The organism is Cellulosimicrobium funkei, from assembly GCF_004519295.1.
Classification (GTDB): Bacteria; Actinomycetota; Actinomycetes; order Actinomycetales; family Cellulomonadaceae; genus Cellulosimicrobium; species Cellulosimicrobium funkei.
The window spans coordinates 18,161-31,562 of the sequence record NZ_SOZH01000011.1 but is presented as its reverse complement, the minus strand read 5'-3'; the positions used below and the strand labels follow the sequence as shown (position 1 = coordinate 31,562).

Annotated in this window: 10 protein-coding genes; 4 read left to right on the top strand and 6 right to left on the bottom strand. The window is 75.3% G+C overall.

The window, feature by feature from the left end:
- Nucleotides 1-5: 5 nt before the first annotated feature.
- The 4 genes from E1O70_RS17300 to E1O70_RS17285 all read right to left on the bottom strand — a co-directional run bounded on the left by E1O70_RS17300 (nucleotide 6) and on the right by E1O70_RS17285 (nucleotide 6,476).
- Complete coding sequence (locus E1O70_RS17300) at nucleotides 6-1,235, bottom strand: alpha/beta hydrolase family protein (protein ID WP_061267967.1); 1,230 nt, start codon at nucleotides 1,233-1,235, stop codon at nucleotides 6-8.
- Nucleotides 1,236-1,360: 125 nt separating this feature from the next.
- Nucleotides 1,361-1,909 carry a hypothetical protein gene (locus E1O70_RS17295; RefSeq protein WP_061267966.1) on the bottom strand — a complete coding sequence of 183 codons (549 nt, stop codon included), beginning with the start codon at nucleotides 1,907-1,909 and terminating at the stop codon, nucleotides 1,361-1,363.
- A gap of 85 nt (nucleotides 1,910-1,994) precedes the next feature.
- Entirely contained in the window at nucleotides 1,995-2,687 is a 693-nt protein-coding gene (locus E1O70_RS17290; protein WP_163188632.1) for a DUF4241 domain-containing protein, read from the bottom strand.
- A 186-nt stretch (nucleotides 2,688-2,873) separates the two neighbouring features.
- Entirely contained in the window at nucleotides 2,874-6,476 is a 3,603-nt protein-coding gene (locus E1O70_RS17285; protein WP_061267965.1) for a S8 family peptidase, read from the bottom strand.
- 297 nt (nucleotides 6,477-6,773) lie between these two features.
- On the opposite strand from E1O70_RS17285, the gene E1O70_RS17280 reads away from it, so the two are divergent.
- Complete coding sequence (locus tag E1O70_RS17280) at nucleotides 6,774-7,490, top strand: hypothetical protein (protein ID WP_061267964.1); 717 nt, start codon at nucleotides 6,774-6,776, stop codon at nucleotides 7,488-7,490.
- Nucleotides 7,491-7,604: 114 nt separating this feature from the next.
- Nucleotides 7,605-8,048: an OsmC family peroxiredoxin gene (locus tag E1O70_RS17275; protein WP_034655150.1), complete on the top strand. Its 444-nt coding sequence runs from the start codon at nucleotides 7,605-7,607 to the stop codon at nucleotides 8,046-8,048.
- A 97-nt stretch (nucleotides 8,049-8,145) separates the two neighbouring features.
- Here E1O70_RS17275 and E1O70_RS17270 read toward each other — a convergent pair whose 3' ends face one another.
- Nucleotides 8,146-9,189, bottom strand: coding sequence for an NAD-dependent epimerase/dehydratase family protein (locus E1O70_RS17270; protein WP_061267963.1), 1,044 nt, complete (start codon nucleotides 9,187-9,189; stop codon nucleotides 8,146-8,148).
- 41 nt (nucleotides 9,190-9,230) lie between these two features.
- The gene (locus tag E1O70_RS17265) at nucleotides 9,231-9,941 is read right to left on the bottom strand and encodes a TetR/AcrR family transcriptional regulator (RefSeq protein ID WP_061267962.1); all 711 of its coding nucleotides are present in this window, start codon (nucleotides 9,939-9,941) and stop codon (nucleotides 9,231-9,233) included.
- Nucleotides 9,942-10,054: 113 nt separating this feature from the next.
- Here E1O70_RS17265 and E1O70_RS20185 point away from each other — a divergent pair, with 113 nt between their 5' ends.
- On the top strand, nucleotides 10,055-10,942 hold the full coding sequence (locus tag E1O70_RS20185; RefSeq protein ID WP_061267961.1) for a hypothetical protein: 888 nt from the start codon (nucleotides 10,055-10,057) through the stop codon (nucleotides 10,940-10,942).
- Nucleotides 10,939-13,041, top strand: coding sequence for a YhgE/Pip domain-containing protein (locus E1O70_RS17255; protein ID WP_061267960.1), 2,103 nt, complete (start codon nucleotides 10,939-10,941; stop codon nucleotides 13,039-13,041). The genes E1O70_RS20185 and E1O70_RS17255 overlap by 4 nt, the downstream gene beginning before the upstream one ends.
- The last annotated feature ends 361 nt before the right edge of the window (nucleotides 13,042-13,402 follow it).

Here is a 13,402-nt window from a genome sequence, read left to right as displayed (position 1 = left end):
GATCGCTACCGGGCGAGGCGCTCGTCGAGCCAGTCGAGAACGCGCTGCTCGACGAGCGCCCGCCCGAGGGGCTCGCAGTGCCCGCTTGCGCCCTCGTCGTCGCTGAAGGTGACGAGCGTCGCCCCGGGGACGAGCCCGGCCAGCCGCTCCGGCTGGCCGGGCCAGAACTGCTCGTCCTCCGGGCTCGTGACGAGCAGCGGCGTCGTGACCTGAGCGGCGACGTCGGAGGCGTCGTACCGGCGGACCTCGCGCAGCGTCGCGGCATACCCCTGCTCGCCGTACGGGCGCGCGCGGAAGCGCCACGTGCGGGCGGCGCCCTTCGACAGGCGCAGGCCGAGCGCCATGTCGCGGTCGAACGCGTGGTCGTCGCCCTTGTCCAGGAGCTTGAGGAGGCTCTTCGGCACCTCGCGCTCCCACGAGGTGGCCACGTCGACCACCCCTGGGTCGACGACGGCCGCGGCCGGGCGGTGCTCGAACGCGAGCGCGCGCGTGACCCAGTAGCCGCCCTGGCTGATCCCGTAGACCGCGACGCGGCCGGGGTCGACGTCGGCCCGCGCGACGACCGCGTCGAGCACGGGCGTGAGGACCGCCTCGAAGTCGGGACGGAACGGGACCCCGTGCTCGAAGAGCACCGACTGCTGGCCCGGGCCGTCGAACACGAGCGCGTGGTACCCGCGGCGCACCGCCCCGTACACGACGGCCGACCACAGCGACGGCAGCGAGCCGTCCGAGCCGTTCACCGCGACGACGACGGGCCCGCGCACCCCGGGGTCGACGCCCGGGGCGCGGAACAAGTACCCCGGGAGCGTCGTGCCCTCGTAGGGGATCGGGAGGCGCTCGACGTCGAGGTCCACGAGGTCGACCCAGCGGTCCCACGCCGCACGGTGCTTGCGGAACGTCGGCAGCAGCGGCGCGTCGTCCTCGAGCCCGGACACCGCGTTCACCGCGACGCCGAGGTAGGTCGCCGCACGCAGGTACGCGGAGGCGGCGCTCACGCGGTGCCCGCGCGCCGCGCACGACTCGCCGGTCGCGGCCAGGCGGTCGCCGAGCGCGTCCCAGGCGCGGAACCACGCACGGTGGTCCGTGCCGACGTCGGCCACGGCCGCGAGCACCTCGCCGGCGTCGGCGGCGCCGCTGAACGCTCCGCCGAGGACCGTGCGGATCTCGAAGTCGAGGTCGGGGTCGTGGGAGAAGCGTCCGGAGAGGCTGCTCCGGTGCGAGCCGTGCCCGGTCATGGGGTGCCCCTGCCGTCCTGGGAGGTACGGAACGCTCTCCAGGCTAGGAGCGTCGGCGCACGGGCGCGCGGCGAGCGAGGGGTGCGCACGCCCGTGCGCCGTCGGCGAGTCGCGCGGGCGGTCGGTCAGGCTCGGGTGACGGCGCCCACGACGAGCGTCGCGACGACGCCCACCACGAAGACGGCGGAGCACACGCCGCCCACGGCCCGCGCGGCACGCAGCCCGGCGGGGGCCGGCGCGTCGCCCGGGTCGAGGAACCCGATGCGCGCGGTACCGATGTACGCGGGCCGGATCGGCACGTGGAACTGGCGGACGTCGTGGTCGGTCAGGGCCGGCGGGGGCTGGTGCGCGAGCGCCGCCTCGACGCGACGGCGGCGCAGGCGACCGACCTGCAGCACGTACCCAGCGAGGACGCCGTACTGGCTGAGGTAGAACAGGCCCAGCGCGAGCACCGTCGTCCCGAGGCAGACCCCCGTCGCGGACCGCATCGACACCAGCAGGGCCACCCCGCCGGCGGTGAGCGCCGCCCCGAGGAGCAGCCACAGGGGCAGGACGGCCCAGGAGCCCGAGCGGTCGTCGGCGTACGGCGAGGCGGGCTGCGCCGGACGGCTCGAGTCCGCGAGCTGGTCCGCGAGCCGGCTCGCGGACGGCTTCTCGTCTTCCCACCAGGCCATTCGGCCCCTCCTTCGTCGCGGGTCGTCACCTGCCCCGGAACGCTAGCCGCCCGCGCGCCACCGCTCCATGGGGAGCGGTGCCCGCCTAGTCGTCGTCCTCGTCGTCGGGCAGCGCGACGAGCAGGTCGAGGTGCAGCCCGAGCACCGTGCCGTCCGCGGCGACGGTCCGCACGAGCGGGTAGAAGCCGTCGCCCCAGCCGGAGTGTGCGAGCACGACGTTCTCGCCGTCCTGCGCGCCGGGCAGCAGGATGTTCGCCGACCCCTCGCGCAGGTGGTCGGGGGAGTCCGTGAGCGCGAACCAGCTCGTGTCGGTGCCGTCGTCGAACACCTCGTCGTACCAGTCGCCCTCCGGCATGAGCCGGGCGACGGCGTCGGCGTCGGCGAACGCGACCGTCCCGGCGTCCACCGGCACGCCGTAGGCGGCGCCGGCCTCCGGCGGGCCGTCCGCACCCTCGGGGACCACGGGCTCGACGGCGGCGACCTCGCCCTCGGCGAGCACGACGCTCAGGTACGCCTCGCGCAGGTGGGAGCCGTCCTGCTCGTCGGAGACGTCGGCGACGGTGACGCGCACCGGGTACCGCCCTGGCTCGACCGGCACGACGAGCCCGTGGCCGAGCAGCGTGAACGGGTCGGACGCCTCCAGGCGCCCGCTGGGGAGCACGAGCTCGCCCAGGTCGTGGACCGTGAGGGTGTAGTCGGGGCCGTCGGCTGCGCCCGTGCCGACGGCGGGGCCGGGGCGCAGGGCGAAGAACGTGTCGGGGGAGGGGAAGTCGCTCACGCCCGCGAGCGTAGCGGGCCGCGCCCACGCGGACGGCGGGGCCACCGCGCGGCGGCCGGCATACCCCGGCGGCGGCGGGAACCACGACGCGGCCCCGGACATGCCGACGGCGCCCGGTCCGTGGGGACCGGGCGCCGTCGGGGGGTGTCGCTCGAGCGTCCGCGAGGAGCGCTCAGGCGGCGGGCCTCACGAGCAGCTCAGCGCCTCGTAGTCGGCGTCGTAGGTCGTGGTGACCTCCTCGCCGTCGATCTCGGCGGTGAGCGTGGCCGTCACCGAGCCCGCGTCGAACGACGCGGCGCGCGACGAGAACGACCGGTAGGCGTTCTTGCCGTCCTTGACGTTCGGGAACGTCTTCTCGCCGTACGGCGTGGTCACGACGACGTCGGCCGTCGCGCCCGACTCGTTGAGCACGCGCACCGCGACGTGGGCCTTCCCGCCGAGGCAGCGGGCCTCGGCCGTGACGGTCGCGTCGACGACGGCGGACGTCGTGACGTCCACGGTCTGCCAGCGCGAGGTCGGGGTCGCGTTGTGCAGGTGCAGCAGCAGGAGCTTGCCGCTGCCGGCCTCGACCGCCGACTCCGAGCGGTGCACGGTGATCGGCGCGTCGTCGGCCCCGACGTAGACGAGCTCGCCCTCGCCCCCGAACCAGTAGGCCGGGTCGTACGGGTCGGCCGTGAACGTCTCGCTCGCGTCGACGAGCTGGTCGGCGGCCTGCGAGTACGGCGAGTACGTGAGGACCTGGAAGGTCGGCACGTCGCCCTCCTCGATGCCGAGCGACCCGATGCCGACCGGGATGACGACGACGTTGTTGTCGAACACCGAGGTGTCGACGTCGCCCCACACCGAGTTGACCGGCTGGAGGTCGACGTTGTCACCCGCCTCGTACTCGGTGCCGTCGGGAGCCGTCCAGTCCTTGAGCGTGTACGTGGCGGCGAGCGTGAGGTCGGTCTCGGCGTTGTACTTCACCGCCGCGACCTCGAAGTCGGCCGAGCCGTCGGAGTCGACGTCGATCTCGACCGCGGGGATCGAGACGGAGCCGAGGCTCGCCCACTCCCCGTCCATCGCGACGCCGATGCCCATGGCGCCGTCGGCGGGGTCGCCCCCGGCCGCGGCCTCCTGCGGCGCCGTGGACGCGAAGCCGACGGCGCGCACGTCGGCCGCCGCGATGGCCGACGCCGAGGCGCCCACCGCCGCGTCCGCCTCGAGGCGGGGGCTCGTCGTCTTGAGCTCGAACGGCGCGACGATCGACGTCCAGCCGCCGGAGGCGACGCCGCGGCCGTCGAGGTCGAGCTCGGCGGTCGTCGCGGTGCCCGGGAAGGCGACAGGCTTGCCGGACAGGTCGCTCACGAGCCGCGGCGACGCCTGCACGGGGACGCGCAGCTCGCTGCCGCCGTCCGTCGGGGTGAGGACCACGCGGCCGCTCACCGAGGACACGAAGTCGCGCGGCACGCCGACGCCGGAGTCGGCCGACGACGTCGGGTCGAGCTCCTTGGCGAGCGTCGCCGGGTCGGCCGTGAGGGTCACGGTGACGACGGTGCGCTGGCCGGCGGGGACGGTGATCGACGCGGGCGCGACGGAGACGGTGGCGCCGCCGGCCGTGCTCGACTGCGTGAATCCGGTCGAGTACGTCTTCGGGGTGTCGCCGGTGTTCTGCACCGTCACGGTCTTGCGGACCGTCACCGGGTCCGCACCCACGGGCACGACGCCGAACGCGACGGAGACCTGGTCGGAGTCCTGCGACGCGTAGGCGAGGGTCGTGTTCGTGGCCGCGTCGACGGCGTCGACCCGGCCGGAGCCCACGCGCTCGGGACCGTACGCGGTGCCCGTGCCCGAGGGGCCGGTGAAGACGTCGTGCGTCGCGGTGTTCATGACCGACGCCTTGACCTCGGCCGGAGCCCAGCCCGGGTGGGCCTGCTTGACGAGGGCCGCGATGCCCGCGACGTGCGGGGTGGCCATCGAGGTGCCGGACTTGATGCTCGCGCCGACCAGGCGGCCGGACGCGACGGACGCGATGCCGGTGCCGGGCGCCGCGACGTCGGGCTTGGCGACGCCGAGCGAGCCGTGCACGCCGCGCGACGAGCCGCTGTTCAGCGTGTCGCCGATCTCCGGGATCGAGACGAACGACGACAGCGCGAGCGACGGGCCGACGGTCAGCGTGACCTCGCCGGCCTCGATCGCCGGGCGCAGCGCGGCGTGGCTCGGGCCCGTGAGCTGCGCGCCGGGGATGCCGGGGTTGCCCGCGATGCCCGCGACGAACGACGACAGCTCGGAGGACAGCAGGACGCCGACGGCGCCCGCGGCCTCCGCGTTGTTGAAGCGCGCGGCGCTGCCGCACGCGCGCGTCGCGTCGTCGTCGTCCCAGTAGAGGAACGCGATCTTGCCCGCGACGGCGGCCGCCTGCTCGGGCGTGAACGCGGTGCAGCCGGAGAAGTCGTCCGCGACGAACGCGACCGGGGCGGTCACGTCCGCGGTGCCCGCGTACGCCTGCGAGTTCTGCGCCGGGTACGTGCCGGCGAGGGACTCCGGCGCCTCGACGCGGACCGCGTCGAACGTCTGCGTGTCGCCGACCGAGTTCGCGACCGTCAGCGCGGTGCGCGCGTTGCCGGGCGAGCCGCCGACGTCGGTCACGTCGCCCGCGTTGCCCGACGCGATGACGGACAGCGTGCCCAGGCGCGAGAGCTGGTCGATGAAGAGGTTCTCCGGGTCGTCCGCGGGCGAGCCGTCGGAGCCGAGGGAGAGGTTGACGATGTCGAGGCGGTCGGACAGGTCGCCGTCGCCGTTCGGGTCGGCCGCCCACTCGAGCGCGTCGACGACGACGCCCGTCGAGCCGCCGAGGTCGCCGAACACCTTGAGCGCGTAGATGCCCGCCTCGGGCGCGGAGCCCGGGCCGACCTGCCAGTCGGAGATGTCCGTGAGCGTCGAGTAGTCGCCGTCGAACGTCTCGCCGTCGGCCGTGACGCCGTACGCCGCCGTCGTGCCGGCCACGTGCGAGCCGTGGCCCGAGCCGACCGAGTCGAGCGAGTCGATGGGGTTCTCGTCGGGCGTCGGCACGAGCGTCGTGCCGGGGACGGTGCCGCTCGCGTCGTAGTCGTACCCGGCGAAGTCGTGGCCGCCGAGGAACTTCAGCTCGTCGTACGTGCCCTCGGGGACCGGGCCGGTGCCGCGGTCGCCGTAGGCCTCGTCGAACGCCTCCTGCGTGCCGGGGCCGCCGAACGCCTTGTGGGTGTAGTCGACGCCGGTGTCGATGATGCCGATGCGCACGCCCTCGCCGGTGAGGCCGGTGCTCTGCCACGTCTCGAGCGCGCGCGTGAACACGTCCGTGCCCTTGTTCGCGGGCTTCTTGGGGATGATCCGGTAGACCGTGCGGACGGAGGCGTCGCGCGCGAGGTCGCGCACGCGGGCCGCGTCGCCCGTGACGACGACGCCCGCGACGAGCGTGCTCGTGACCGACACCTGCTGCGGGTTCCGCGCGCCCGCGCTGCGGGCGGTCGCCTGCTGCGGGACGACGTCGTCCGCGAGCTGCGCGACCTCCTGCGCGTTGGCCTCGACCTCGTCGGGGCTCGCGCCCTGCGCCGTGAGGTCGACCGCCGACGGCGCGTCGAGCTCGACGAACGCGGTGACCGTGCCGGTCGCCTTGGCGAGCGACGGCGCGACCTTCTCGGTCGGCTCGAGGGACGCGCCCGACTGCACGCCGAAGGCGTTGCCGGGGTCGGGCGGCGGGTCCGCGGCGGCGGGCGCGGCGGCGGCCGCGACGACCGCGAGGCTCGCGGCGGCGGCGGTCAGTGACACGGGTAGAGAACGGTGCTTCATCGACACTCATCTCCCCGGCAGTGCCGGTTCGGCGAAGGGTTCGTGGATGGGTCCTTCCCAGCGGTCTCGCCCGGGTGGGACCGAGGCCACCCGAGCACGGTAACCAACGACCGCCCGACCTGCCCAGCGGCAGGGGACCTCCGCCGGGCCCCGGGGGACCGTCCGCCCTAGGATGCGGGCGGGGTCACGGGACGTGGCCGTCCTGTGGGAGTCCCCTTCCCGCGTCAGGTCCACGGGGTGCGAACCCGGGGGCGTGGCCCACGCAGAAGGAGAACCATGACCAGCACTCCGCTCCGCGCCCTGTCCGCCGGCCTCGTCGCCGGTCTCGTGCTGGTGGGCGCCGTCGCCGGCCCGGCGCTCGCCTCGCCGTCGGGCGTCCGGGCCGCCCCGGGGGACGATCTCGCGGCGGTCCCGCTCGCCGACCAGCCCGTCGCGACCGGCGAGAGCTGCGCCGTCGAGGCCCGGCCTCTCCTCCCCGGCGAGGACCCTGCCTCGCTGCCCGCCGCACCCGAGGTGTGCTTCGGCTCGCTGGAGGAGGCGCTCGAGTTCGTGTCGGGGGACGAGGTCGCGCCGTCGCGCCTCGGTCGCGCCACGCGGGCCGACGTCGACGGCCTCGTCGGCGAGCTCAACGCGACGACGACGGCGGGCCCGCGGGTCGCGGCGGAGCGGGCGACGACGGCCGCGGCCGGGTCGATCGTGCTCGGCGTCCTGTGGCGGGACCCGAGCTACAAGGGCGCGTCGAAGGTGCTCTACGGGTCGGGTACGAACGGGTGCCACACCGGCTCGACGTACGGGTTCCCGAACCTCGCGAACCTTCTCATGAACAACGTCGTCTCCTCGGCGTCGACGTACGCCGGGTGCTGGGTGACGCTCTACGACTCCTACTCGTACGCGGGCACGAAGAAGAACTGCACGCCGCACTGCGCGACCCTGGGCTCGTTCGACGACCGCGCGTCGTCGGTCGTCTACCGCCCGGCGGGCACGCTCGGCTGAGCGCGCCGCGTGACGCAGACCTCACGCACCCCGTCCCGGCGGGGCGCGGCGCGGCGGGTTACGGTCGGGGCACCGGGTCCTGCCCGGGACCCACGACGTCGAAGGAGATCTCGCATGCCCACCCGTATCGCACGCACCGCCTGGAACGGCGGCCTCCAGGACGGCCAGGGCCAGGTCGAGCTCACGAGCTCGAAGGTCGGGACGTACGACGTGTCCTTCCCGCGTCGCGCCGCCGACGACGCGGGCGGGGTCACGAGCCCCGAGGAGCTCATCGCCGCCGCGCACTCGTCCTGCTACGCGATGCAGTTCTCCGCGCTGCTCGGCGAGGCCGGCGCGACGCCCGTCTCGCTCGAGGTCACGGCGGAGGTCACCCTCGCGCCGGACCCGGCAGGCGGCTTCCAGATCCCGGAGATCGCGCTGACCGTCCGCGGCGAGGTCGAGGGCATCGACGCCGCCGGCTTCCAGCAGGCGGCGGAGGCGGCCAAGGCCACGTGCCCCGTCTCGAAGGCGCTCGCGGGCGTGCCGACGATCACGCTGGACGCCACGCTCGAGAGCTGACCCCGGCACCGACGACGGACCCCGGGCCGCGCACCGCCGGACGGCGCGCGACCCGGGGTCCGTCGTGTCAGGGGCGTGGTGCCGCGAGCGGGTCCGGTCAGCGGGGGAGGAGCGGGGGCGAGGACGTCCCGGCGCCCGCCCGGATGCCGTCGACGAGCTCGGCGAGCGTGTCCTTCGCGCCGTGCACGGGGCGCCAGCGCAGCAGCTCCGTCGCGAGCTCGGTGTCGAGCACGGGCACGCGCATCGCCATGTCGAGCCAGCCCTCGCCGACGGGCGCGAGGCGCGCGCGCCACGCGACGGCGACGGCGGTCCGCGCGGTCGCGTAGGGCACGGTGCGCAGCGAGCCGTCCGCGACGACGTCGGCCACGTCCTGCGCCGTGAGCACGGTGGGGTGAGCGACGTTGAACGGCCCGGGGTGCCGACCCACGACGATCCGCGCGTACGCGTCCGCGAGGTCGTCGGCGTGCACGACCTGGAGCCGTAGGCCGTCGGGCAGCGGGACCGCCGGGAGCGGGTCGCGACGCAGCACGCGCGTGCCGAGCGGGCCGAGGAAGTACCGCGCGATCTCGGAGCCCGCGTCGCGCTGGAACACGAGCGCCGAGCGGACGCGCGAGACGACGATCCCCGTCTCCCGGTCGAGGTCGTCGAGCAGCGTCTCGACGGCGGCCTTGTCCTCCGAGTACGACGAGCCCGGGACGCCCTCGACGGGCCAGCCCTCGTTCACCGGGGTGTCGCGCGCGTCGCCCGCGTACGGGGCGGGGGAGTAGGCGCCGACGGACGACGCCACGACGACGTGCGCGACGCCCGCCCGCTGCGCCGCCTCGACGACGCGGCGCGTGCCCTCGACGTTGACGCGCCGCAGCCGCTTGCGGTCGTGGCTCGGCTGGATCGCCCACGCGAGGTGCACGACGACGTCCGCCCCGGCGAACGCGGCGTCGAGCCGCTGGTCGGCGTCGGGGGCCGCGACGTCCGCGTACCGCCAGGTCGCGACGTCGTGCGGGAAGCGCACGGTGCTCGACCCGTCGGCGCGCGGCACGCGCCGAGCGACCGCCACGACGGACGTCACGACCGGCTCCTCCGCGAGCCGGCGCAGGACCGCCGTGCCGACGTTCCCGCTCGCTCCGACGACCACCACGCGCATGCGTTGCCTCCCGACCTCGTCCGCTGCCCGTCGCCCCGACGCTAGCCCGCCGCGGGCGAGTTCGCCCGGGCGATGGCCAGGACGGCGCCGCGCGCGGGCTCGGGGAGCTCGGGCACGAGCACGACGGCGCTCGCGAGCACGAGGCTCTCGATGTCCGCGCGGCTCAGGTCCCCGCCGCCGAGCCACGCGGCCGTGACGTTCTCCACGAGCGCGACCCAGCCCGCGGCGAGCAGCCGGAGGCGGGGCGTCGTGGGCAGCGCGTCCGTCGTGGTGGCGCTCACGGTCGAGGTCAGGCGCGCGACGAGGCTGTCGCGGACGCGCGCGAGCGCCTCCTGGGTGGCGTCGTCCTCGGCGAGCACCCCGCGCCACAGGTCCTGCCAGACGAGCCGGCGCGCCTCGACGGCGTCGAGGTAGGAGGCGACGGCGAGCGCCGGGCGCTCGACGAGGGGACGATCGTCCGGTGCGACCGTCGCCGCCTCGAGCTCCGCCACGGCCTCCAGCGCGACGGCCCGGCGCAGCCCGGCCGTGGACGCGAAGTAGTGGAAGACGAGCGCCTTGGACGCCCCCGAGCGGGCCGCGACGGCCGCTGGGGTCAGGGCGTCGAGGCCGTGCGCGTCGGCGTGGCGCGCGGCCGCGTCGAGAAGCTCGCGCCGTCGGTCGGCGGGCTCGCGCCGTCGGCGGGCGCCGCCCGGCCGGGCGCGCACGGAGCCGTCGGCGCCGGAGGGGCCGGCGGGGGTGGGCGTGCGAGGCATGACACCGTTCTACGCTGTTGTTGACCACGAGTCAACAAGAGGCGTAGCGTTGTTGACCGTGAGTCAACGGCGCCCCGGGGCAGGCCCGGGACGCCACGGAGGGGAAGAACCGGATGCAGATCACGCTGACGGACGTGCGCGTCGACGGGCGGCGCGAGCCCATGCTCGAGCCGATGGACCTCGCCTGGTCCACGGGCGAGTGCGTGCTCGTCGCCGGGGAGCCCGGGCACGGGCACACCGCGCTCGCCCTCGTCGCGACAGGCCGCTTCGACCCGTCCGCGGGGGAGGTCCGCCTCACCCCGGCGAGCACGCCGTCGCACCGCTCCGGCCGCCCCGCGCGCGGCGCCGCCGCGACCCTGCGGGACGTGACCGCCGTCGTCGACGTGCCCGGCATCAGCGAGCCCGACGACGCGCTCACCGTGGCCGACGTCGTCGCCGAGGGCCTCGCGCTCGCCGGCCGCCGCTCGCTGCCCACCGACGTGACCCGCTGGCTCGCGGACCACTCCCTCACCACCGACCGTGCGCGGCGCCTCGACCAGGTGCCGGGGGTCGTGCGCACCGCGCTGCTCGCGGCGCTCGCGGCCGAGGACCCGGACGTCCGGTTCCTCGTGCTCACGCTCCCCGACCGGCACGGGGGAGAGCCGTCCGGCTGGTGGGAGGTCGCGCAGAGCCTCGCGGGCGCCGGGTACGGCGTGCTCGTGCAGTGCACGCGCGCCTCGGCCCGCGACCTCGGCGTGGACCTCCCGCCCGCGCGCGGTGCGTCGATCCACCAGCCGCCGGCCGTCGTGCTGCGCACGCGCCCCGAGCCGCCGCGCGACCCGGACCCCGCGCCGGACCCGGACCTCGCGCCGGACCCCGACCCTGCGCCGGACCCCGACCCCGCGCCGGGGCCGGACCCCGCGCCCGAGCCGGACCCGGCTCCCGAGCAGCCCGTCCCCGGGACCGCGCCCACCACGATCGACGAGCCCGCCGCCCCGCACGACCCCGAGGAGGACCGATGACCGCGATCCGCCTCGGGCTGTCCGAGCTGCGCCGCCTCGCCGCGGGCACGCTGCCCCGCCTCGCGATCCTCGCGATGGCGCTCATCCCCACGCTCTACGCGGGCCTCTACCTGTTCGCGAACCACGACCCGTACGACAAGCTCGACGAGATCCCCGCCGCGCTCGTCGTGCTCGACGAGGGCACGACGACCACCGACGCCCAGACGGGCGCGACGACGCGGCGCGACTTCGGGCGCGACGTCGCCGACCAGCTGCTCGACGACGGCGGCTTCGGCTGGGTCGAGACGAGCCAGGTCGACGCCGAGTACGGCGTGCGGTCCGGGCGGTACGACGCCGCGCTCGTCATCGGCCCGACCTTCTCGGCGGACCTCGCGTCCGCGGGCGAGTTCGAGCCGCAGCAGGCGAGCCTCACGCTCATCACCAACGACGCGAACAACTACCTCGCGCGGACGATCGCGGACCAGATCGTCGGCAAGGTGCGCGACTCGATCGCCGAGCAGGTGGGCACGGAGGCGGCCGACACGTTCCTGCGCGGCTTCGCGTCCATCCACACCAACCTCGCCGACGCCGTGGACGGCGCGGACCAGCTCCTCGACGGGTCGACGCAGCTCCGCGACGGCCTCGTCACCGCGGACGACGGCGCGCACACCCTCGCCGACGGCGCGGGCCAGGCCGCCGACGGCGCCGAGCGTCTCGACGCGAGCACCGGGACGCTCGTGGACGCCGTCGAGCAGCTCGACGACGGCGCGGAGGCGCTCGCGTCCGGGCTCGGGACGCTCCGGGGCGCGACGTCGTCCCTGCCCGCCCAGACCCAGCAGCTCGCGGACGGCGCCGCGCAGGTCGCGGACGGGAACGCGCAGGTCGCGCAGTACGGGCAGCAGGCCGCCGCCGCCGCGGGCGAGGTGCTCCCGACGCTCGACACGATCCGCGGCGACGTCGACGCGCGGCTCGACCAGCTCGTCGCCGACGGCGTCATCGACCGGGCGACCGCGGACCAGGTGCGGGCGCAGGTCGGGCCCGTGCTCGACCAGCAGCGCGAGCAGGTGCAGGGCGCCGTCGACCAGGTGACCGCCGCGTCCGGGAAGCTCGACCAGCTCGCGGACGGGTCGCGCCAGGTGTCCGACGGCGCGGCCAAGCTCGCGGGCGCGACGCCGCAGCTGACCTCCGGCATCGCGAGCGCCGCCGACGGCGCGGACCGCCTCGCCGACGGCACCGGACAGCTCGCCGCCGCGACCCCGCAGCTCGTGGACGGCGTCTCGCAGCTCGCCGACGGCACGCGCCAGGTGTCCGACGGCGCGACCTCGCTCGCGGACGGTACGTCGCAGCTGCGCGACGGCTCGGGCGAGCTCGTCGACGGCGTCACGCAGCTCCGCGACGGGCTCGCCGAGGGTCTCGGGCAGGTGCCGGACCTCGACGAGCAGACCCGCCAGGACACCGCCGAGACCATCGGCAACCCCGTGTCCGTGAAGAGCGACGCGCTGTCGTCCGCGGGCACGTACGGCGGCGGCCTCGCGCCGTTCTTCCTGTCGCTCGCGACGTGGATCGGCGCCTACGTGCTCTTCCTGCTCGTGCGCCCGCTGTCGTCGCGGGCCCTCGCCGCCGGGAGGTCGGGCCTGGCCACCGCCCTGGGCGGGTGGCTCACCCCGGCCGCGATCGGCGTCGTGCAGGTCGCCGCGATGTTCACGGTGACGAAGTTCGCGCTCGACATCGACCCGGTCCACGGGGTCGGGACCGCGCTGTTCCTCGTGCTGGTGTCGGCGACGTTCGTCGCGATCCTCCAGGCGCTCAACGTCTGGCTCGGCGCCGCGGGCCAGTTCCTCGGGCTCGTGCTCATGCTCGTCCAGCTCGTCACCGCGGGCGGCACGTTCCCGTGGCAGACGATCCCCGAGCCGCTGCGCTCCATGCACCGGTTCCTGCCCATGACGTACGCGGTCGAGGGCCTGCGCCAGCTCCTCTACGGCGGCAACATGGCGACGGTCACGCGCGACGTCACGGTGCTCGTCGTCGTGCTGGTCGCGGCCCTCGCCCTGACGACGCTCGCCGCCCGCAAGCAGCGCGTCTGGACCATCAAGAAGCTCCAGCCGGAGCTCGTCCTCTGACTCACGGGATAGAGCCCAGGTCTGCCGAGATAGAGCCCAGGTCTGCCGAGATAGAGCCCTGGTCTGCCGAGATAGAGCCCAGGTCTGCCGAGGTAGAGCCGTGGTTCTCGTGCCCGACGGCGTGTGGTTGCGTCGGGAGGTCGGGGTGGGTGGTGGTGCCGCGTCTACCATCCGCGCCGCTCGTTCCTCGCGTCGCTCCCGCCTTCTCGGTCGGGATCGTCCTGCGTTCGCAAGCTCACTCCGGACGATCCCTCGTTCCAGGGCCGCCACGACGCGGCACCACCACCCACCCCGCCCGGCGTCGTCTCGCCGTGGTCTTCGCTCACCTGGGCGAACCACCCGCGGCGTCGTTCGCTCACGT